Origin of the sequence: Bacillus sp. TE8-1 (assembly GCF_008368855.1) — a bacterium.
Lineage (GTDB): Bacteria > Bacillota > Bacilli > Bacillales > Bacillaceae_G > Bacillus_A > Bacillus_A cereus.
Genome location: NZ_QPET01000043.1, coordinates 1 through 22,247, shown reverse-complemented (window position 1 = coordinate 22,247; position 22,247 = coordinate 1). Strand labels below are relative to the sequence as shown.

Genomic DNA, 22,247 nt, shown 5'->3' with positions numbered 1-22,247 from the left:
TGCGATAGTGATCTACGTACAATCAAAATGTAAACGGGCTAAACGGTGAGCATCAGTTGCTATACTAAAGAACTTATCATCAACTGATTTTAAGTTCACACCTGTTAGGATCTTACGTGTATCCATTGCGGGAATAGCATGTAATGTTCCGTTGGCCATCGATACAAATTGTTCTTGTGAAAGTGAAATCCAATCTTCCCCTGCTTCAATTTTAATTTTAGGATATTCTTCATGATCCATGGTACAAAAGCTAAATTGTTTCTTCTTACTTTCTACGATTTTTAGCTCATTATTTTTATGTTCAAGACCGATGAATTCACTTTTGAATTTCTTAATCGTTTTAAGTACCGGAGCAGCTGAAAAAGCACCTTCCCCGGTTCAGTACAATCCCCACTGTTTACATTAAAGCGAGTTACTAATGTTACTGTTTCTGTACCGTCTGAACCCATTAAAATCATTCCCTTTGAATTACAATCTAATAAAACCCCTTGTAATGCCGGCATTGGGTTTTTAACGTCTACAGTAGCACTAGCTTTCTCTAATTTTTCGATAAATAATGTACGGTTAATAGTAAATTTCATAATAAACCCCTCCAAAAAAGTAATAAAAAAAGAACAGACCTCATATCCTGTTCATTCGTTTCCCTGCTATAAAACAAAGCTTTACGCGCTTTGTTGTTTTTTTAACTGTTCTATGAGTTGATGAATGGCTTCTGTATGATCATGAAGTAACCATTCTCTAAAGGATGTAACATCACCAGGAATAAGAGCTGATAACCACCGGTTAAGCTGTTTCTCATTTCCAGGACGAATATTCTTCGCTTCGTGAATCAACTGTAAACTAGTTAGAATTCCTTCTAAACCACCAATCGTCGTATCCTCAAATGTTCTCGCTTGCGCATTATAATTGTGATTATAGGCAAGTAGAATTTCCTTGGATGTAATACTTAATGGTTTTGCAAGCTCTTGTATGTTTTGAATTAGTACACCTAGACTTACTTGGCCATTCGATGGTTCCTTCTTTGAACTTCCTTGTTTATGTTTTTGCTGTAACATAGTAGGTGGTGTAAAATAATATCCTTTCCTTTGATAAGAAACATAGATATCATTTTTCCCCTTACCCTGTGTAGTAAGCTCTACTTTATGTGGTTTTATATTATATAAATATCTTCCCACGCCCCAAAGGACTGCGGCCCTTTTTAAGCTATTGGAAAATCCACCTTTTACAGCATTGTAATCAGATTCTTCACTGCCATCCTCTTTTGATATCCAACGTTCGTTCAAAAACACTGATAGGGTGCATTTTGTTGCCTTCTCACCCCATTTTTCATACGACACTTGCCATTTATCAATACCAAAGACTTCATCAAATCGCTCCTGAATGGCGCGTGCGTCAACAAATGGAGCTACATACGCAAAAAAACGACCTTGGCTTTCAAATGTATGTGTAATTTTCCAACCTAATTGCTCGAACCGAAATTCAGCTTGTAAACTTTCCATTATATTCGTCATAATAATCCTCCTGTATTACTTGTTATTTCGAATCTGGGTGTTTCCACTCTTTCTTTCGAAATTCATCAATCATTTCATATATAATTCCTCTGTTTTCATGAAGCAGCCAATCCTCATAGGAAGTAATATCTTTTCCTGATTGAATGGATAGACGCTTATTCAAATCCTCTATACTTTTACAACTGATATTCCTTGTTGCATAAATGAGACTTAAACTTACTTTCAAATCTCTTAAATCAGAAATGGTAATATCCTTAAATGTCGTAGCTTTCGTATTGAAGTTTTGATTGTGCGCTTGCAACATTGATACAGAACTGATCCATAAAGGATTAGCTAGTTCTTTAATTTCTTCAATAATGTCATGTAAATGAGCATCATTTTGTGATTTCCTTTGTGATTTTTTCGTGATTAAATTCATGATGTTTCCCCCTAATTAATAAAATAATTGCCTAAAGTGCTGGCTATACAATAACTCCAAACTTGAAGACAAAACAAAAAGGGCTTCTTCAAGTCGATTAAAAATGTGCATAGCAAAATAAGCTATAAATACACTAATCGGCTCAAAGAAGCCCTTTCATAAATGAAACAAGACGCAACTTGCTTCTACAACTCAACCACAACACAATAAGGTGTGGGAATAAACGAAATCAATTAAACAATAAATATATCTGTATATTAAACTATCTTTATTTTTAATGCAAGTAAAAAAGAGTGAAACAACCGTATCACTCTTTCATCCAAGGTATATTATTTGCTCCAAAATTCATTATAATACCAAGCTCGATAAGAAATATGTTCTGATACATCCATTATTTTCATACGTCTTCTATGATTTTTAGGATGAACAGGTATACTATATATCTTCGCATCGTCTGGTTTCGTCAAATCTTCTACTTCAATTTTTACAACTTTTTGTCCAGTGATAATATAGATATTTAATTTCCACTGGATAAACCAGCATTTCTACACCATATAATGTTACTCAAGTGAAAATAAAGTTGTTTAAAATACTATGTTAAATCTTTACAATATATCATTAACTTATGAGATACTAAAAATAAACCGTAATAAAAGGAGTGTTAAAAATTTTGAAATCAATTAAAAGTTGGAAACTAAGAGAATTTAGACAAAGTAAATCATTAACAATACCTCAATTTTCGAACGAACTAAACTATAACCCTACTCTGATAGGAATGTATGAAAGGGGTATAAAACGTCCTGATAATTCCTTCTGGGATAAGTTGAATAACACTTATAATATGTCTCCTGATTATTTTATGCAATAATACCTGACAATAAAGTCGTTTAATTACTTCTGTAAATTAAACGACTTTATTATGTTTTAAAGAACTTTATTATTTATATACATAATGCGTCTTTTGCTTCATTATGATTATATAAATGTATATAAATTGTAAGTTATATGTCCAATTTTTACTGTACTTATTTCGTTTTAGCTTCCATAATTTATGTATGTAGTGCATTCTTATCAATTTTCCCCATTACTTTAACTCGTAGGGGCATTAACTTTAGAACTCTACTAATGGATAAGCAAGTTAATAATTGTACTTGAAAATGGAGTGATACGATGAATAAGACGTATGATGTCATTATTACCGGTGCTAGATGTGCCGGCTCTACCCTGGCAATTTATCTTGCTAAGGCAGGTTTCCATGTGTTGTTAGTGGACCGAGCGAATTTTCCAAGAGACACATTATCAACCCATACCTTTTTCAATAATACTGTCGCTCTTCTTCGAGAAATCGGTGTCATGGACAAGTTATTGGAAACAAAAGCACCGCCGGTACGGGATATTAAATTTCAATTTGAGGATACCGTGATAGAAGGTCTCATGCCTGAGGTTTACGGAGAGGAAAGTTGTTATTGTATTAGAAGAACTTATCTCGATCATATTCTACTTGAACAAGCCAAATCCCAAATGAATGTAACTGTTTTAGAAGGATTTCGTGTGACGGATGTCATCCGTGATGACGAAACAGTGATAGGCGTGAAAGGTTTAGACGGCGACAACGAGAAACAAGAATTTTTAGCTCGCCTGGTAGTCGGGGCAGACGGCCGATCCTCTATTATTCGCAAGCTGGTAAAAAGTGAACTCAAAATAAGTATTCCGGCAACAGTCGGCATCTATTTCGGGTATTTCTCTGGATTTCGCCACGATAATGTCCCTAAATTTGAAGTATACAAGATAAAAGATAATACAGCCATTCTCTTTCCGACGAATGATGATTTATATGTAATTGTCGGCATTTTTCCATTAGAAAATAAGGAATTGATAGAACAGTTAAAATTAAATCCGGAAAGCTGTCTACTCAATTTCTTTACAGAAAACTTTCCAAATACAACAATTGGGGAGCGCTTGAAAAATGCAGAACTAGTAGAACCGGTCAAAGGCATTCTCGGATATGATAATTACTGGTATAAAGGAATGGGAAAAGGATGGGCGTTGGTTGGAGATGCAGTTTGTTTTAAAGATCCTGGCATGGTGCAGGGTATCCATGATGCTATATATGGAGCACGTATATTATCCAATATTCTATCAAAATATAAGGCACAATCCGATCAATCAAATCAAATGTCTGAAGAATATCAAAAGGCAATAGAAGATGAGTTTATGGTTCGGTTTCACATGGGATGCCAAATTTCGAAGAATGAACGCATATCTGAACAACAGGATGCTGTCAATAAGCTAATCAGTTCCCATCCAGAGGCTATAGAGAAGTTTTTAGGGATTTACAATTATGCAAACGAGCCCGCTGCTTTAGAAAAAGAACTCGCACGAATTATGCAATCGATCTAACAATGTGTCCAGTGACAATAAAGTTGTTTAATTTTAAGTCTAAGAAATGTAATAACCACCTACTAAATTAACTTGTAGGTGGTTTTAAAGTTATTTAAAATTAAATTTAATTGTTGTAGCCTGTAATTTATAAAAATAATAAAGTTGGTTAATTCTTCTTCAACTAATGCCTCTTATTGAAAAAAGTAGCTTGCTCCATTTACTAAATTTTCATCCTATTTTACATATCTTAATCTGCCTCAACATCTTTTTCACCTAAATTTTGAACAAATCTTAATAGATAACCATCAGGGTCCATAATTAAAAATTCTTTTTGCCCCTTTAATTTAGTATCAGCTCTATACCAATTCTCTTGAATACCAAATTTAATTGGATACTCGTTCTTTTTCAAACTATTATATAGTGGATCAATATCATTTATGATAATTTGAAAATTAATTCCTCTTCCGTAGGGATAAGATAACTCCCCAGTACTCCAATGACCATTTACTTCTTCAATCATAATCTGGCAGTCATTTAAAGACAGTAAAGCAAACTTATCCTCTGGTCTTTGATATTCAATTTTAAACTTTGCTCTATATCTGAAACTGATAGCTCTGGTATTAATGCATTGAGTTTGTGCAAAAATGCTTCCCCCTTTGTTTAAGTTATTGATTATTATAACACTTACTATAAATTCTTCTTCCATTAAACTACTTCGTTAATCCTAAAAGAAGTAAACAACTTAATTATTTTTTAAAGGACTTTATTATAAATTAAACAACTTTATTATCTCTACACACTTTTAGATGGTACGGCATACGACCATTGCTAAAAATATCCCCTACACAAATTGTCCAAAGACTTGTTTCTATTTCAATTACATTATTCATTTTTTATTCTCCTCTATAAATTAATAAAAAAGACATTGAACAAATACGTCCAATGTCTTTTTTCCCTCTTATATACTAGTTAACTCAAAGTATAATTTTTCTGGTTTTCCATACATGTTAATTTCATTTTGATATACGACAGCTAATTGCTGAGACATCTCAACGCTTTCCACATAGGATAATGAAGTAGCTGCTTCTATTTTTTCTTTAATCTCATTAGGAATGGCTGAGTAAGATAAGCTATCCATTTTACTTCCTAATTTAGTATCTGTAGCAGCTTCATAATAAATTTCGGTAATTAAGACCTCATTATCATCTGGATCATACATATATCCTCGGTTAACTGTAATCATATTGTAGTACTCCTCTCAGGTTTACATTTTCTAATTCCTTGTGCTTTTAGCATTGCAACAAGTTCTTTACGTATATATAAATCTCATATTTTCTATAACTTCATTCCATTCTATCTTTACTGTACTATGTCTCTTTTATGAATTGTTCTTAAAAGTGGAGAGTTCAGAAATTCTTAACAAAATTTAGGATATGATAAGGTCCTGGATTTGGTTGTAATTTCATACCGCTTTTAATATTCGATATTCTCTAAATTCGCTTTTTTACAGTGTAATAGCGTAGACCCAGGAGCCTTTTTCAAACCTGAATGTATCAAGATCTTTATCTATACGATAGAAAAGATTCGGTTCATGCTCTGAAACTACTGCAAAATACATATAAACTGTCCCTTTACCTATATATTTAATTCCCTCAATTGATAAAGAGAACATATCCCTCATAAGTTGTTTACAATATAAAATCTCTTTTAAATTTTTTTCAACATCCATAATATACACCTACTTTATTAAATTTATGGTAGTAAATTTGCTATAACACAAGGAAAATATACTATTTTTTGACGATGATAAATTCCCTCTACGGTTTCATAGATTGCCATATGCCCATAATCTACCTTTACCCGCTCACGCAAACCTAATAGTTGAATATTAACGTACTCCACTTCACCATATTCACTTTGCGCTTCCATTAAATAAAATCCTACTGCTTCATATGGACTATTTGCTGCAATAATTTTTATAGCAAGATTTAATCCATAACTAACCTGAAAAAAATTCATTTGTAATTCCCCCTTCAATATAGAAAAAAGCACCTTGAAAATGTGCTTAAATTCCTCTAATTATTCTTTTATCCCAAATGGTCTAATACATATAGTTCCTAACTTAAAGACAACACAAAAAGGGCTTCTTTAAGTCGATTAAAAATGTGCATAGCAAAATAAGCTATATATACACTAATCGGCTCAAAGAAGCCCTTTCACAATTGAAACAAGACACAACTTGCTTCTACAACTCAACCACAACACAATAAGGTGTGGGAATAAACGGAATCAATTAAACAATAAATATACGTTTATATTAATCTATTTTTATATGATATTCAATTGTTTTTAATAGGATGAAGATAAGAAGGGACCTTCTATGCAGTTGTTATATGTATTAATAATAGCTCCCTTTTTTCCTCTGCTGAAAATCCCCTCTTATTTTCAGTTCTTGCTATTAGTCCATGTACTGCATTTCAAAATAAAGTTTTTCTGGCTTTTGATTTTGCTCTAAATAATAAAAAATATCTTGAATAGTTTCTTCTTTTACTTCCATACTTTCCATATAAGACATACTTGCGTTTTCTTGGATCTTTTCAAAAATAGAAGTAGGTAGCTTGTCTGCAGTAAAAACGCCCATTTTACTTCCTAGTTTTTGTTCCGATGCAGCGTTGTAGAAAATTTCGTTCACAATGACCTCATTATCATTTGGATCATACATGTACCCTCGTTGTATACGTAGCAATGTGTTACCCCTTTCAAATATATTCCTTTACACAAATAGCTATATTTTTATATATTGTTTTTCTGTATAAAGGTGTCAAAGAATATTATTTCGTAAAATCCGTAATTTGTATAGGGGCAGATACAGGATAATTAGTTTTCTTAAATTATTTTTAAATATTCCACTGTATAATGATAATAAAGTTTTTAAATTGTGATTAATAAAAGCTAAGAGCCTTACTACATTTGATGTAGCAAGGCTCTTTCAAGTGGTTTCAAATTACATCCATCTGTTTATATAATACTTAAAAAATGAATAATAAAGTTGTTTACTTTTTATTGAATTAACGTATCTTTTCGTTTATGTGTAACTCTTTACAATTACTTGATATTATATGGGTGAATAGAAAGATAAATTAAAAATTAATTTAGTAGTTGTAAAAGTAAGTTATTTATATTATTCTCTTAAAATTTTTCAAAAAGGAGAATTTATGAAAAAGATTATTGTTTTTGTATTAACGATATTTATATTATTCTCAGGATTCGCAACACAAAGTTATGCGTTGTCAGATTCGAAATCTGCGGCAATACAAGCGTTGCTAGATGATGTCTGTCGTATATCAGGTGTGCCAGGAATGTCAATCTCAATACTTGCTGATGATGAAGTGTTTTACTTTTCTTCAGGGTATGCAGACCGTGAAAAGGAGTTGTTTGCAAGTGAAAATACACTCTACGAGTTAGCCTCGGTCAGTAAAGCTTTTACCGGTATGGGTATTCTGCTTTTGGAAGAACAAGGGCTGCTCTCAATGACTGACCCTGTCCAAAAATATTTACCTTGGTTTACGTTAAAATATCAAGGGAAACCTGTTGATATGCAAAGCCTTACACTAAATAACTTTCTTTACCATACCAGTGGTCTAACAAATATTAAGCATACTCAAAATATTCCACAAGGCAATACACCGGATATGTTGCAAAAGACTGTGGAAATGCTCGTGGATGCTGAATTGGTGTTCCCTCCCGGTGAACAGTATAACTATGGAACTGTTAATTATGACGTATTGGGTTTAGTTATTGAGATTGTGTCGCGACAAAGTTATGAAGACTTTATGAGGGAACAGGTATTTCAGCCGTTAGGTCTCCACCAGACGCATGTTTATAAAGAAGATGCTCAAGACACTGGACAGTTTGCACAGGGCTATCGTTCTTCCTTTTTTATGACAACTCCATTTAAAGCTCCGGATTATGCTGGGAATAAACCTGCAGGCTACATCATTTCTAATACAAAAGATATGGCGCGTTGGATGGGCATACAGATGGGGATCGTGCAGGACATACCCAAAATATTTCACCCGGTTATCGAAAAATCACATAGGGGTGATATGTCTGTTTCGGCTGTCAACGATATGTATTATGCGGCAGGATGGTCGGTAAACGCCGACCAAACGATTATAGAACACACTGGGGGCAATCCAAATTTCAGAACCGAAGTAGTCATAATGCTAAATGAACGAACAGCTGTCTGCTTACTGAGCAACGGCGCAAATACCAATATAAACCTGGTACTAAAAGTTAAAGATATATTAGACGGCAATCTAACTCAGTCATATGAAATAAGCGGCACACAGCTTTTGGATATTATTTTGTCGTCTATTACAATTCTTTTTTGCCTATTGGCCGTTTTACTATTTCTCTTAGGATTACGCAGAAGAAAAACGTATGCGCGGCAGCCAATGACAAAAAAGAAAATAATCGTAACAGTTATTTTCCTGATCGCTACCATTGCCCTGGGTATACTGTGCTGTGCTTTCGATTGGTCAACGATACTTATTTGGCAACCATATAGTGTTCTTACAGCTTTGATTTCGTCAGCATTATTAACAGCAAACATTACATGGCTTGTATACACTCACCGATAAAATACCTCGCTCCCAAGATAAGCATATTATTAAGTAATTAAATTTCAATTTAACGGTATGCTTAATTTGAAAAACATAAGACACTTCGGTGTCTTTTTTAATATCATCGACAATTTCCCCAGTCAAACCTAATTACTATTGCTTCCACTAACCTGCTCCGTTCGTGGAATAAGGATTTTTAAACACTACAGAAACAACTTTATTATTTCTGCACATCCACGCTTTTTATATAACAAACAAGCCACCCTTTAAAATAAATCAATAGCTTGTAAGGGTGGTTTAGTTTGTTGCGAATAGCTTTGTATTTAATTGTTTAATCTCCCCTTCTGCAAGGGGCTGGTAAAATGCATGTTGTAATCCTTGTATATGTAAGGTTTCTCCTATACATAGCAATACTTTACCAGGGAGCAGGTCGAGTAATAGTTCATTATTAATTTGCTTTGCTTGGTTTTCAGTAGAAACATATATAACTAAGACGGTAGGATTGTTTCCTAAATCTTGCATAATAACATCTTTTCCTGATTCTACGAAATCTTTCCAGCGAGAAATAATTCGTTTTAAGCGATCCTTTTTATCTGTTAATAGGGTGGAGTATACAACGAAATTAAATTTATGATCTACTCCGCCTTGCACAGCAAAACTTAAAGGAGGGGTAAAAACCCCTTTACTAATAGATGGGTGCATAATATGCCCTAAAAAGGATGGAGCATAACGCAGGTGGCAAACTAGGTCTATATCATGCCAATAACGTAGGTGAACATATTTACCATGATTATCAATTCGCTCTGGAGCAAAGAAGAACATATTTCCTTGCCAGTATTTTAAGAGTTTATAACCATTATCGGATAACGTATACGTTTCTTCAAAGATCTCCATATCAAAACTCTCCACCTGCCATTTTTCAATTAAACGGTAGTAAAGTAATCCTTGAAGTGCATCATTTATTTTCTTACGTGAATATTTATCCTTAAATAAATATAATAAATGATTAAATCGAACGGATGTATGAACACCGATGAAAGCAAGTACGGTATACTGTTCTTCTGTTAAACGCTGCTTAAACTTAACCAATTCGTCAAAAGAATGGAATACATAGGTTTTATCCAGTTCATGTATTCGATATATTTTAAGTCCCTGTACATCCTCACTTGATAAATGAGGAATAGAAGGGACATAAGTAGGCAATTGTTTCTCTATTGTACGCATAGTCATCCATTAAAATTGGAAAATTGACGAATTAGTTTTTTTACTTTGTCCCTGCGGATAATTTAGGATACGCACTGTACCTTTTCTATTTTTGGCATCAATATTAAGCAGCTCACATGTAACAATCGTTTGATTTTTCGCATCTTCTACAGTTGGATTGGCAAGATTACGGCTCTTAAGTCCTTTAAACTGAATTCCTGGTGCAACCTCTACGAAAATACCCGCAATAGCGTCTACCCCTACGATTTTACCTACAAATCGGTCATGGCGTTTCTTTAGTTCTAACAACTTTTCAATTGGATCTGTTTCTAGTTTCTTTTTATTTCCTCTAAATTCATAACGGCCATTCTTTTCCCCTACTTTATCGATGATAAGTTCTACAACATCACCAATGACAATATCCTCCGGACGAACGAATGTATAGGACCAGTGTGAATACCTTACACCTATTGTTACACCATGCACTTCAACTAAAACAGTTTGTGCAGATGGGATATGTCCTGAAACGGTTCCTGTGTATACCTTGTTGCCCTCTTGCGCTGTCACTTCTTCATATAATCTTTTTTGAAGTGCCAATTCCCCTGCTGTGATAGATACAACAGCAAAGTTGCCTTCCTCCGTTTTCTGGAAGTGTTCAATGATTAAAGGCTTTGTTCTACCAACTAGCCATTGAGGATTTTTAGGAACATTTATACCTGCCTCTGTAATGGGACAATATGCTGTTGTATGAGTACCAATTTGCATTGTAAGTACTTGTATACGCTCAGACTTTCCGTTTTTAGTTGGAAATAGCTTTTCAGATACGACTGTAATCAAGCCTTTTCCTACAGTACGCTCACGTTTCATACGGGCTAATTCCTCTAGTTCATGATCACGTACTCGCTCAAATTGATTAAAGTTTGTTTCTAACAACGTGTCACCTTGTGGATTCTCTGTTTCAAAAGCCATTCCAAGTTCTTCTACAGTTTGAGTGTTTGTCTTATCTTCTGCCATTATATTTTCCTCCTAGAACGTAAAAAAGGACACACCTGTACCGTTGGGATGGTACGTAAGGTGTGTCCTTCACGTAAATTATAATTTATTTATATAGTTAATAATACAAATATAATGGTATCGCGTGATTTTTGCAAGTATAAAATTAGTTTGAGTTTAATAGAAAAATTGTTAGCAGAAATATTATTAAATCTATAATACAAGTTACAGTTACATTAAGTGGAGAAATAAAAAACAGTAATAATCCTTGGTATCCCAATATTTGCCTTTCGATCTTTATATATAAAATTTTTACAAAATATTCCATTTTTGATATAAATATGTTATTTTTGGTTGAATAATAATAAAGGAGGATGATTTATTTGTTAAAGAAAAGCGTAATAACGAGTCTATCAGCTTCATTATTGGCAATACCTATTTTAGTAGGGTTTACTCCCTCTGCTTCAGCTGAAACAAAACCTCAAAACTCATATGACATTGAAATTTTAGATGAAAATGCTGTATTAAATCCAGCAAATTTCGGTATCCAAGATCCAAAACCTTTATGTGCTACTTGTAATCAGTATAAAAGTAGTATTGTTTCTCAATCCTTAGTTTCTAGAACGTATAAGGGAACTGTTACATTAAGTAGTACTTCATCAGTTACAGGAGAGATATCATTTTCGTATAAAGGAGCTACAATTAAAATTGGAGGCTCTAAAGTGTATTCATCAAGTCGTCAATTCAAAGATTATACTGTAGTAAAAGATTATCGTATAAGAGTTAAAACATATAATCCAATTGGACAGCTTATTTCTAACGAAACAGTGAATAAGAGAATTACTACTCTTGATAGAGTACCAGTTTAAAAGAGAGCCCTTTGTAAAAAGGGCTCTTTCAAATAATACTGGTTAAGTTCCATAGACAGTGGATAAAAAAGGGTGCTAATAATGAATTTGTTTTTTTATATATAAAGCTAGTTACAACACTCAAGATAAATGGGAAAATACGATATTCCATTGGGATGCTATGTAATGATGCAAAAATAATGGATACTATGCAGACACTAAGCCAAAATGGTATGTAACAATCTAATGTATCTAATACGATTCTTTTAAAAAACATTTCTTCCCAAAAGGGTGTCATAATAGCCACCCCTAAAATAAATACTGCTATGTGTGACATGGATGTAATCTGTATTGTTTCGGAATCTATTGTTTGATCTATTATAGAGATCAAACTCCCTAACTGTGATAAAACAAATACAATGATATATCCCCCAAATACATATAAGTAATTTTTAAGGTCAGTAAAAAATGACCAATGAATTTTTTTTAGCATATACTGTCTTACTTTTGTAGGGAGAAAAAACATTATCAAAAAAATCAGGGTTATTATAAAAGAATCATTCATTTGAGTATATATTGTAATATTAAACAAGTATTCAAAAAATCTCAAAAGGAAAACTACGCCTATAAACATTAGGGTACAGTGCAATAAATTATTAGATTTTTTTATATTTATCAACCTCTATTCTATTAATTTCTATTTGTGTATATTTTTTACATAATCATTGATTTTATTTTATCATATTTTAGGTAGATGGGTCTTCTAAAAATTATATAAGTTAATCGAGATGTAGGATTTGAATATTAAAGAGTTAGCTTTCGATATTACCAAATATATCATCCAGGCTTTTACTCATAACATTTGATGCCTTGGTTTTTGGTTCCTCATTTTTATTAAGTAGTGATTGTGTATTGTTGTTCTTGTTATTTTGTTGAGCTTTTAAATGCTCTTGGCGCTCTTTATAACTTATACGCTTATATTTATGCTGTTCTTCGTTACCTTCAGTGTTCTCTATTTACTCAAATGCAAGAATAATTTTTAAATCATAATTTTGCTATAGGTTAATTCAAAATCTAGAATGCAGCCTTACTAGGGGGACCGCTAGTATTTCGGAAAAAACCACGCTAAGAGTATGCAAAATTTTATACAATTTTTCGAGTAATCCAGTAACAAACGAGAAACCTAAAACCGTGCCATAATAGGAATGTATAAAAAGATGAATAGCTTTATAGAAAATAAAAAAGGGGAGTCTTTCTGAGATTAAGGATTCCCCTTTTTCCTTGCTACCAATAATAATGCGTTATGTTAATTAGGTATGTATGGCTTATTCATTTGTCTTCCTGTAATGAATTTTATTTTCAGAATAATGAAAAAACTAAATCTTTTGTATTATAATTGTATACACACTTATAAGAGGGGGAGAATTCCTGTGAAAGACTGTTTTATTTGCAATAAACACGCTGGAAATATCGAAACTTCTGGAGTTATGATTTATGAAAACAAATATGTTTATGTGGGTCACATTGATAGAAAAGGTCAACCAAATTATTTAGGTCATATAATGATTGACTTAAAGAGACACGCTCCGACACTTGCCGAAATGACAGTGGAAGAAGCAAAAGCATTAGGAGTTATTATGGCTAGAGTCAGCAAAGCTCTAAAGGAGTCAGAGCGTGCTGAACATATCTATTCATTTGTTTCGGGGAATTCGGTTCCACACCTTCATATGCACCTAGTAGCTCGTTATCCTAATACACCAAAAGAATATTGGGGACCAATGGAAGTTTACGATTGGGAAGATGCTCCTATGGGTGACAACAATGCCGTTATTGAACTTTGTACTCGTATTAAAACATATATAGAGAACAACCAATATGAATAACAACTTCCAATAACGATAATTATGTAAATAAGCTGTCCATATGGGCAGCTTATTATATGGTTTTTGCTTACCGTTTTTTTTCCGAAATGCTGGCGGTACCCCATGCCCATCAACTTAAGAAAACAAGTTACCTCAAAAATGATAAAAACAAACTTCAGTGCTAGAAAAACACAAAATTTCCATTTAGGGGATACTTTAAAATCTTAGCTTGATAGCGATGTGCCGGTACCCCTTAAAATATAAAAAGATTAATCTGTGTATGCTATCCCAATTTTTTCTCCATGACTTTTACTATCCAATTTGAATCAGATCGGTTAGAGGTTTCTACAATTTTAATATTTTCAAATCCCATTGAAGTCCAAAACATTAGAGCTTTATAGTTATTATGTATTACTCCAAGACGAATTTTTTGATAACCATTTTCTTTAATAATTGTCTCTATCCAATGATATAGTTTCCTGCCGTATTTTTTTTTGTGCATTGCTCCGTCAATCATAAATAAACCAATATAGAAGATGCCCTTATCAGGATAATTTTCTGCATAATCTAAAATTCCTATTGGTGTTTCATTTACAAATAATAAACAATACTTTTTTTGGTTTGAATTTATGTTAGGGGGAGTTTGTTCTATATCTTTTATCAAGTCTTCTCTTGTAGGTGTTTTTCCTGACACTATTTGAAAATATTCAGGATTAGAATGATAAATTGAATATGCCATGTTTACCATTTCATTATTGTCCTTATCTAAAATAACTTTTTCAAAATTCATCATAAAAATCTCCAATCTATTTTATTTAGAGATCTTGCCGCACATTTATCAAGATAAGACTTTAATATAATTATTGGACAAGTACTCATTATTTACTTTACAATCACTTAATCAATTAAAACAGTTTTAAATTTTATAACAATAGAGCCAATGATTCCTTAGCGTACGAAATTCGCTTTTGGTTGGTGATACCCCATCTCCATCAAGCTAGGAAATACATTTTCCCCAAAAAGAAAAAATAAGCTGAATTCCTATAAATAACTGTAGAGATATAAAATTTTCTTTTTGGGGATATTTCAAAACCTTAGCTGGATGTGTATATGATGGTATCCCAGTCCTAACCCATTAGAATTATTAGAAACTGAATTGACTTTTTAAACTTCAAGTCTATTTTTTAAAGCATCTTAGCCGAAGCATTTAACCTTAATATTATGCATTTCTGGGCTCATTGAACATCATTTCGGTATGGATAAGTTGTCCTCAGTGGCTAATTTTGTCTGTTTTATACGAAAGGATATCGACAAACTCAGAATGACGAAAAACAATTGAAGAGATAAAGCCAATAGAATTCCCGTTAACAATCCAAAATTTAGCGATTGACTAACGGTAATGAAAGCACCGCCGATTCCTATACTTAAACCCGGACTAAATGCATCTGTAAATTGAAGGCTGGCAGATATCTCCCCTTCTTCACCTGCATTCGCATGCTGCAACGCAATAGCTCCGGTGGTTGGATGTGCTAACCCTATACCAAATCCGATGAAAATTTGTGAAATCACTGCAAATATGATTCCCCCTCCTGGCAGACCTACAGCTAGCATAACAGCGGTAACACCAATGACCATAAAACAAATACCAGCCGTTACCCGTTTGTTTCGACCTGTCCCGTGGTCTTTGGCATCAAACTTTGACTGGATCCAAGCTGCCATCGACCAACTTAATGCACCCGCCGCCACAATTAACCCAGCCAGATCTGCAGGCATTTTTTTCACTTCTGTCAATGCTAGGACAACATAACTTTCGGTAGCAGTATAACAAGCGACAAACAAACCTCTTGACGCAATAGTCGCAGGCAAACCTTTCCTTGCACTAAAAGTACCCCCGGGCAGCAACTTTCGCAAAGGTTGGATCATGAAAAGCACCCCCACCGCCGAAAGTACCATACCCTTCCAATCGGTTATAGAACCAAGGCCCATCATCAACAAGCCCGTTCCAATGGCCAGCACCACCGCATATCCTTCTTTCCGGATATTTTTAGAAGCTTCTTTTTCCTTCACCGAAAATTTACGATAAGCTGGAAGCGTCAGCACTACAGCCAAACCAATGAAAGGAAGCACCATCCAAAAAACAACTCTCCAGGAGAAAAGCTCAGCTAAAAGTCCAGCGATATAGGGTCCAATTAAGGCAGGTAAAATATAAGCACTTGAAAATACGGCAAGTATTTTCGTTCTCAGCTTATCGGGATAGCCTAAAGTAATGCTATAGTATACGCACGTAATGATTGCTCCTGCGCCAAAACCCTGAAACACTCTCCCTACGATTAGCATAATCATGTTCAAGGAGGTGGCCGCAATAACAATGCCAATCACGAAAAATAGGATTGAAGCTACAAACGATGTCAAAACGCCGTTTTTGTTAATTTGCTGACCTATAATCATAGTTCCGACGATTTGTGCTAAAAGAAAAGAACTGAATATCCAGCCATACAAATGAAGGGCATGCAAATTTTGGGCTAAATTTGGAGCAATAGTGGTAATCGCCAGTCCTTCAAATGCCACGGTAGTCACAGCAAGTATGATTCCTATGGTCAGAGCTCTATACTTAGAGTCAAAAATCCCGATACTTTTATCTAATATATCCATCCTGTATCCTCCTCATTATTGTTGTTGTAGCAATACTTGACACGACAAGTATTTAATCTGTTAATATATTTTCTGTAAAAAAATACAAAAATAGTAGTCATGATTATAATAGTTGTAGCAACTATATATCCCATCTATAAACAATTACTAGTCCGACTCATCGATTCTATTAAGCTTCTTTTAAAACACCGAAATATTTACTCCACAGCACACGTAGATAGTGATTCCCTTAATGAAACGACACCGAAATCATAATGTCAACCTTTGAATTCGATTAATTTAAAATACATTGTTTTTTCTGACTTTTAATCAGAGTGAGAAAAACATTCAAATGAGGGAAACGCTTTACTTTTATCTACCTTAAAAATAAATTCTAATCGCAGTATCCAATTATTTTTCTCTCCCTCAATGAGATGCTCAATCACTTCATGGACATTCCAGGTTTCTTCACCTTCATTGCAACTCCCGGATAAACCGGATAAAAAATAATCCAATGTTTGTGGTGTACGCTCCAGTACCTGAATCCCTTCTTTTAAGATTGAAATACATTCATCTACTCTTCTTCCTGATTATAAATCCTTTACATTGTTATACATTACAGAAAGAATTCTTCTAAATGTTTCTACTTCCTCTTCAGACAAACCCTTGATGGTGTTCTTATACGCCTCTATGGATGGAGAAAGGATTTCATCTTTACTTTCGCGACCTTTAGGAGTCAAATATACACGTAAAGACCTTCGATCAGTTTCATGGACTACACGATAAATAAATTCCTTCTTCTCCAGTTTGAAAAGCATTCGTGCAACATTTGTCTGATCCTTGTGCAGTCTTTCAGCAAGCTCTTTTTGGGTAATCCCTTCTTTTTCCCAAAGAACGACCAATATTTCCCACTGATCCACCGTAATATCAAAAGGATTCACCACTTTTTGATAATAGTTATTCAGCTTAAGAGCCGCACGCTGTACATTAACACCCATATATTTTTCTAATTCCATGGTCGGCCCCCTTTATAATAGACATGACTATAGTTGCTACGATTATTATATTCGTGTCTCTTTCCATTGTCAATTTCCCTAAAATAAGGTACCGTCACATCGCTATTAAGCTAAGATAAATTTGTATCCATATAATCAAAAAAACGCTATTCTTTTTGTAGAAATATACAGAAAGGATGGCGTTTTTGTATGAATCTATCGATTCAAGATGAATTTTATTTATTCGCTAAAGAACTAAAGCGATACCTATCTCCACATGTCCTTCAACAACTCGCACAGAAGACCGGATTTGTAAAACGTAAAAGCAAGTATGGCGCACGAGATTTGACTGCTTTATGTATTTGGATCAATCAACATATAGCAAGTGATTCTCTCACTCAATTATGTAGTCAACTTTATGCAAATACAGCTACACTAATAAGTCCTGAAGGACTTAATCAGCGTTTTAATCCAGCAGCTGTCGTATTTCTTCGAGAAGTTTTTACTTCTCTTCTCACACAAAAACTCTGTTCAAGTCACTCACTTTCTGCATATATAATCTCTACTTTCAATCGTATCCGTATTCTAGATGCAACTGTGTTTCAACTGCCTAATCAATTCGCCACTGACTATCAAGGGTCAGGTGGGAGTAGTAATAAGGCAGGCGTAAAAATCCAATTAGAATATGATTTACTTAGTGGTCAATTCCTTAACGTGCAGCTTGGACCAGGGAAAAATAATGATAAAACATATGGTACATTCTGTCTTAAAACCATAGATGCAGGCGATTTGTGTTTACGTGATCTTGGTTACTTCGATTTAGGAGACTTACAATCCATTCATGATAAAGAGGCTTACTATATCTCGCGGTTGAAGTTGAATACACGCATATATACCAAAAATCCTGAACCAGAATACTTCAACAATGGTACGTTAAAAAAGCAAACAGAATACATCCAGATTGATATGACACAAATACTATCTGGTCTAATCCCTGGTGAAACGATGGAAATCCCTGAGGCATACATTGGCCAAAATCAGAAACTTCCGGCACGTGTCATTATCCATCGTTTAACCGATGATCAAAAACAAACACGTCTGAAAAACCAAGCAATACGTGAAAAGAAGAAAGGCATTGTCATGAAGGATAAAAGTAAACGTTTAATGGGCATGAATGTATATATCACGAATACGTCGCTAGAAGAAGTACCGACAGACTACGTGCATTCATTATATTCACTTCGTTGGCAGATTGAAATTTTGTTTAAAACGTGGAAATCATTCTTTGAAATTGATGAATGTCAAAATATAAAGAGAGAACGCCTAGAGTGTCATTTTTATGGACAACTCATTGGTATTCTCCTCTGTTCTTCTACGATGTTTCAAATGCGTCAGTTTCTGCTTAAAAAGAAAAAGCAGGAGCTGAGTGAATATAAAGCCATATATATGATTAAAGATTACTTTCCATTACTGTTTCAAGCGATAGCCGTTGGCACAGAAGAACTTTTAAAAATTCTCCATTGCCTTTATCAATTGCTCAAAAAGAATGGTCGTAAATGTCATCGGTATAAAAAGATGACCGTCTTTGATATTCTAGGGATTGTGTATAAGACGACAGTGAAACATAGACAAGCTGCCTAGCGAAAAAATCTCGTTTTAATAGGCTTCTTTAGCATGCCTACTTTTTTATTACTTGCTAGTTTTGAAACAAGAATCAATTCGTACCTAGTAATTTATCTAGTTAGCTTGATGGGCATGTGGCGGTACCCCATACCCATCAACTTAAGAACTTTCTTTAACCCCAGGTTTAAAAATACGTCATCCTTTTCTATGATTCTACAGAAAGAATAGCGTATTTTTTTATTTTAGAGGGTATTTTGTTTTATTAGCTTAATAACATTGGCTTGCCTCCGTAATTCCAAAATCCCCAAAAATTTTTTTAGAATAAGTTTTTTTGAACCAGAAAGGTTTATTTTTAACTATAAAAACTATGACAAAATTTATCCGGTTTTCCTTTTTGCCTACTTGCTAAATTCAGCAAGTAAAATATTTTTAAAAGGATCGGTACTATCAGCTTTAAGGCTGTTCAAATTGACGGCCAATGTATGCTTGCCTCCAAGTGTGCCTCCAGCAAAAGTACTAAACCCTGGAATGCCACCTGAGTGTCCCCATATTGAGACACCGTTTGGAAGCTTAGTTTCATAGATTCCAAGACCATATCTGCCGATTTCAGCAAATCCTGTAGGAACTGTAGTAAGCATTTGTTTTAGTTGCTGTTCCTTCAGTAATTTGCCACCGAGCAAGGAAGAGAAGAATTTGTTTAAGTCGTCAGCAGTAGAAATCATATCTCCAGCCGAGCTACCTATACTTGGGTTATAATAAGTAACGTCTTTTAGCTCACTTGCTCCGTCTGGTTGTAAATATCCACGGGCATGCTTGGTGCCTGGAATAACGCTTGAATTGCCAGGTAGAAATGTATTCGACAATTCAAGTGGTTCAATAATCCGATTTTCAATCTCTTCCGAATAACTGTTTCCGGTTACTTTTTCAATAAGGATACCAAGTAATACGTATCCTGTGTTTGAATATAACCAGCCCTTTCCTGGGGCAAAGTCTGGGGGCAGTGAAAGTCCAATCTTCACTAGTTCTTCAGCAGTAAATGATTTTTTTGTATTATTAGAAAAATCAGCTTCTTTTGACCTTGAGTATTCGGCGATACCACTTGTATGGTTCAATATCTGCCGGATAGTAATCTGTTTAGCATCATATCCGTTTCCTTGAATGACACCAGGCAACCATTTTTCGATGGAGTCGTCTAGATTCAGGCGGTTCTCTGCAGCTAATTGAAGTACAACCGTTGCGGTGAACGTCTTCGTCACGCTGGCAATACGAAAGTGAAAATCTGTTTTCATTGGTTTCTTGGTGATTAGATCCGCTACCCCAGCAGCATAACTCCATGTTTTTCTATCCTTTGAAACTTTGGCGAGTATCCCTGGGTATCCAAGTTGTAGTGTATCCCGCATTGCTTTCTTGACGGAAGTACGATCTCTTTGAGTATTTGTTTGTAACGAACTAGATACATTTTGATCAGACTCTGCCTTTACAATTGAGCTTGGTGTTGTGTATAACAAAGAACTTCCAGTCATTAAAAGGACTAAACCTGTAGATGTAATCTTACAATGTTTTTTCATAAAGATATTCCTCTCCTCTATTCATATTTTATCGGTAGTTATTTGTTGTTTTATACTAGTCACACAGCTTTCATCTTAACCAAAGACAAATGGATAAAAATGGATTTGCAATTATCATACTCAGTATTATTCTCACAAACGCTATTGTGTCGTAACAAACGGTAAATTCCTCTTTTTCCACATGTATGTTAATCCTAGAAATTACTTCTTTTCCTTAAAACACTCTTGTTACTGGTTTGTTTTTCATAAATAGGTCATACCTGTTTCCCCTTTCATGCCTCTTTATATTTTTATCATACACAATGAAAATCTCCCCTCCTCATTTATTGTTAATGTGTTAAAAACTGCTCTTTGATACTAAGTGTTTTTCTGTCACATACGGTAGTGTCAAAATGTCATGGTTTTTATGACATAGCTATTAATCCAGCCGTATCCCACTCAATTTTTGTTGTTCTTTATAAATATGACAGAAGTTCACTATCGACTATGACTCGCCGCTTAATAGGGGTACAGCCACACATCCATCAACTTAAGGATTCGGTATAGCTTTAAAATAAAGATTGATTAAAAAATATCCTTCGATCCTTATTTAACAACAAATAAAAAACTCCATTTTGTCAAAAGATTGATTAAAATGGAGTTTTCCTTTATGAATATATAAACAATATTTATAAAAAATTTAATCATTTTAAGATGAATGATGTTAGACATTATAAACTAGCAAAAATAAAAAGTAGATAGTGACCCTATCTAAAAAAATTTTTAATTGCTTCAAGTCTTATTTTATGACTGCATTCGTCACAGCAATATTTCCCTTTTGGATTTTCCTTGAACTGCTTATATTTTTCAGTTCCTTCATTTACTCGAAATACACTTTTACAACAAAAACAAATAACCTCATAAAATATCATGACCTTCCCCCCTCATCAGGGTGATATGTTACTTTTGAGTTGTCCGCTCAAAGATTGTAATAAGTTCTTTTGTGTAATCTTTAACGTTTAGATCGGGGTTCCTCATTAGCTCGAGGCTAAATCCGTCTATGGCATGCCTGATTGTTAACGCCATCACCCTTAAGGCCGTTTCGGAAAATTCTCGAAACACCCCCTCTTGCATCCCTAAACGTAGAATATTTTTAATGGGAAGAAAAATAGTTTCATCATGGTCTGCTGCAAACCGAAGTTTTCCTTCATCTGTTCTTTCATTTGAAACAATTTCTATAACAGCAAATACATGCTTTCGATGTTTATCTATAAATTTCAGATTCGATTCAATATATGTTTGGAGCATTCCTTCTGGGGTCGTTTGAGCTTCAATTTGCGGACAACTAAAGGACTGACAGGCTATATAATAATCGATTATAACTTGCTCTAGAAGTTCCTCTTTGTTTGTAAAGTAATAAGAAATAACCCCCTTACTTATTTTTGCACGTTTAGCGATTTGTCCTAAAGAGGCTTTTACATAACCTACTTCAGCAAGTGTTTCAATTGCACATTCCATAATTTGAGCCCTCCGGGCTTTTTCGATAAATGACTTTTCTTTTTGATTGTTCGTTTTATTTTTTGTGTTCATGTTTATATTTTAGCACGAC

The 22,247-nt window shown here is 34.1% G+C and carries 24 protein-coding genes; 6 read left to right on the top strand and 18 right to left on the bottom strand.

Translation table 11 applies throughout. The features are described 5' to 3' along the window. Positions 1-12: 12 nt before the first annotated feature. The 4 genes from DN404_RS31145 to DN404_RS29065 form a co-directional block, all read right to left on the bottom strand. Positions 13-240: a DNA polymerase III subunit beta family protein gene (locus DN404_RS31145; protein ID WP_255445511.1), complete on the bottom strand. Its 228-nt coding sequence runs from the start codon at positions 238-240 to the stop codon at positions 13-15. Between the two features lie 41 nt (positions 241-281). Continuing rightward, positions 282-581: a DNA polymerase III subunit beta gene (locus DN404_RS31140; RefSeq protein ID WP_255445510.1), complete on the bottom strand. Its 300-nt coding sequence runs from the start codon at positions 579-581 to the stop codon at positions 282-284. A gap of 81 nt (positions 582-662) precedes the next feature. Continuing rightward, positions 663-1,511 (bottom strand): Rad52/Rad22 family DNA repair protein, encoded by an 849-nt coding sequence (locus DN404_RS29070; RefSeq protein ID WP_149215794.1) that lies wholly within the window; start codon positions 1,509-1,511, stop codon positions 663-665. 22 nt (positions 1,512-1,533) lie between these two features. Further along, a complete protein-coding gene (locus tag DN404_RS29065; protein ID WP_149215793.1) occupies positions 1,534-1,929 on the bottom strand; it encodes a hypothetical protein in 396 nt (131 codons plus the stop codon). A 658-nt stretch (positions 1,930-2,587) separates the two neighbouring features. Here DN404_RS29065 and DN404_RS29060 point away from each other — a divergent pair. Together DN404_RS29060 and DN404_RS29055 are read left to right on the top strand one after the other, a co-directional pair. Continuing rightward, complete coding sequence (locus tag DN404_RS29060; protein ID WP_229196313.1) at positions 2,588-2,797, top strand: helix-turn-helix domain-containing protein; 210 nt, start codon at positions 2,588-2,590, stop codon at positions 2,795-2,797. A 302-nt stretch (positions 2,798-3,099) separates the two neighbouring features. Further along, positions 3,100-4,329 (top strand): NAD(P)/FAD-dependent oxidoreductase, encoded by a 1,230-nt coding sequence (locus DN404_RS29055; protein ID WP_061655368.1) that lies wholly within the window; start codon positions 3,100-3,102, stop codon positions 4,327-4,329. Between the two features lie 229 nt (positions 4,330-4,558). Here DN404_RS29055 and DN404_RS29050 read toward each other — a convergent pair whose 3' ends face one another. The 5 genes from DN404_RS29050 to DN404_RS29030 form a co-directional block, all read right to left on the bottom strand. Next, a complete protein-coding gene (locus DN404_RS29050) occupies positions 4,559-5,017 on the bottom strand; it encodes a bleomycin resistance protein (RefSeq protein ID WP_255445505.1) in 459 nt (152 codons plus the stop codon). Positions 5,018-5,269: 252 nt separating this feature from the next. Then, positions 5,270-5,554: a hypothetical protein gene (locus DN404_RS29045; RefSeq protein WP_061655370.1), complete on the bottom strand. Its 285-nt coding sequence runs from the start codon at positions 5,552-5,554 to the stop codon at positions 5,270-5,272. A 261-nt stretch (positions 5,555-5,815) separates the two neighbouring features. Further along, entirely contained in the window at positions 5,816-6,040 is a 225-nt protein-coding gene (locus tag DN404_RS29040; protein ID WP_061655371.1) for a hypothetical protein, read from the bottom strand. Positions 6,041-6,063: 23 nt separating this feature from the next. After that, positions 6,064-6,330: a hypothetical protein gene (locus DN404_RS29035; protein WP_098481788.1), complete on the bottom strand. Its 267-nt coding sequence runs from the start codon at positions 6,328-6,330 to the stop codon at positions 6,064-6,066. Positions 6,331-6,769: 439 nt separating this feature from the next. Then, positions 6,770-7,033, bottom strand: coding sequence for a hypothetical protein (locus DN404_RS29030; RefSeq protein WP_149215799.1), 264 nt, complete (start codon positions 7,031-7,033; stop codon positions 6,770-6,772). 493 nt (positions 7,034-7,526) lie between these two features. On the opposite strand from DN404_RS29030, the gene DN404_RS29025 reads away from it, so the two are divergent. Further along, positions 7,527-8,954 (top strand): serine hydrolase domain-containing protein, encoded by a 1,428-nt coding sequence (locus DN404_RS29025; RefSeq protein WP_149215792.1) that lies wholly within the window; start codon positions 7,527-7,529, stop codon positions 8,952-8,954. A gap of 279 nt (positions 8,955-9,233) precedes the next feature. Here DN404_RS29025 and DN404_RS29020 read toward each other — a convergent pair whose 3' ends face one another. Then, complete coding sequence (locus DN404_RS29020; protein ID WP_149215791.1) at positions 9,234-10,160, bottom strand: hypothetical protein; 927 nt, start codon at positions 10,158-10,160, stop codon at positions 9,234-9,236. 9 nt (positions 10,161-10,169) lie between these two features. Beyond that, the gene (locus DN404_RS29015) at positions 10,170-11,153 is read right to left on the bottom strand and encodes an RNA-binding protein (RefSeq protein ID WP_149215790.1); all 984 of its coding nucleotides are present in this window, start codon (positions 11,151-11,153) and stop codon (positions 10,170-10,172) included. A gap of 362 nt (positions 11,154-11,515) precedes the next feature. Here DN404_RS29015 and DN404_RS29010 point away from each other — a divergent pair, with 362 nt between their 5' ends. After that, positions 11,516-12,001, top strand: a complete 486-nt coding sequence (locus DN404_RS29010; protein ID WP_149215789.1) for an LMxysn_1693 family intestinal colonization protein — start codon at positions 11,516-11,518, stop codon at positions 11,999-12,001. Positions 12,002-12,029: 28 nt separating this feature from the next. Here the strand turns inward: DN404_RS29010 and DN404_RS31135 are convergent, their stop codons facing one another. Next, entirely contained in the window at positions 12,030-12,317 is a 288-nt protein-coding gene (locus DN404_RS31135) for a CPBP family intramembrane glutamic endopeptidase (protein ID WP_255258058.1), read from the bottom strand. Positions 12,318-13,410: 1,093 nt separating this feature from the next. Between DN404_RS31135 and DN404_RS29000 the strand changes: the two genes are divergently transcribed. Then, positions 13,411-13,863, top strand: a complete 453-nt coding sequence (locus DN404_RS29000; RefSeq protein ID WP_149215788.1) for an HIT family protein — start codon at positions 13,411-13,413, stop codon at positions 13,861-13,863. 262 nt (positions 13,864-14,125) lie between these two features. On the opposite strand, the gene DN404_RS28995 is transcribed toward DN404_RS29000, so the two are convergent. From DN404_RS28995 to DN404_RS28985, 3 genes are all read right to left on the bottom strand, one after another. Continuing rightward, positions 14,126-14,635: a GNAT family N-acetyltransferase gene (locus DN404_RS28995; RefSeq protein ID WP_149215787.1), complete on the bottom strand. Its 510-nt coding sequence runs from the start codon at positions 14,633-14,635 to the stop codon at positions 14,126-14,128. A 452-nt stretch (positions 14,636-15,087) separates the two neighbouring features. Then, positions 15,088-16,494, bottom strand: a complete 1,407-nt coding sequence (locus DN404_RS28990; protein ID WP_149215786.1) for an MFS transporter — start codon at positions 16,492-16,494, stop codon at positions 15,088-15,090. A gap of 569 nt (positions 16,495-17,063) precedes the next feature. Continuing rightward, complete coding sequence (locus DN404_RS28985) at positions 17,064-17,489, bottom strand: MarR family winged helix-turn-helix transcriptional regulator (protein WP_000418191.1); 426 nt, start codon at positions 17,487-17,489, stop codon at positions 17,064-17,066. Between the two features lie 189 nt (positions 17,490-17,678). Between DN404_RS28985 and DN404_RS28980 the strand changes: the two genes are divergently transcribed. After that, the gene (locus DN404_RS28980) at positions 17,679-19,109 is read left to right on the top strand and encodes an IS4 family transposase (RefSeq protein ID WP_149215785.1); all 1,431 of its coding nucleotides are present in this window, start codon (positions 17,679-17,681) and stop codon (positions 19,107-19,109) included. Positions 19,110-19,489: 380 nt separating this feature from the next. Here DN404_RS28980 and DN404_RS28975 read toward each other — a convergent pair whose 3' ends face one another. The 3 genes from DN404_RS28975 to DN404_RS28965 form a co-directional block, all read right to left on the bottom strand. Continuing rightward, complete coding sequence (locus DN404_RS28975; RefSeq protein WP_149215784.1) at positions 19,490-20,659, bottom strand: serine hydrolase domain-containing protein; 1,170 nt, start codon at positions 20,657-20,659, stop codon at positions 19,490-19,492. Positions 20,660-21,405: 746 nt separating this feature from the next. Further along, positions 21,406-21,570, bottom strand: a complete 165-nt coding sequence (locus DN404_RS28970; protein WP_069355893.1) for a DUF2197 domain-containing protein — start codon at positions 21,568-21,570, stop codon at positions 21,406-21,408. A gap of 28 nt (positions 21,571-21,598) precedes the next feature. Beyond that, positions 21,599-22,228: a TetR/AcrR family transcriptional regulator gene (locus DN404_RS28965; RefSeq protein WP_073540908.1), complete on the bottom strand. Its 630-nt coding sequence runs from the start codon at positions 22,226-22,228 to the stop codon at positions 21,599-21,601. Positions 22,229-22,247 lie beyond the last annotated feature (19 nt).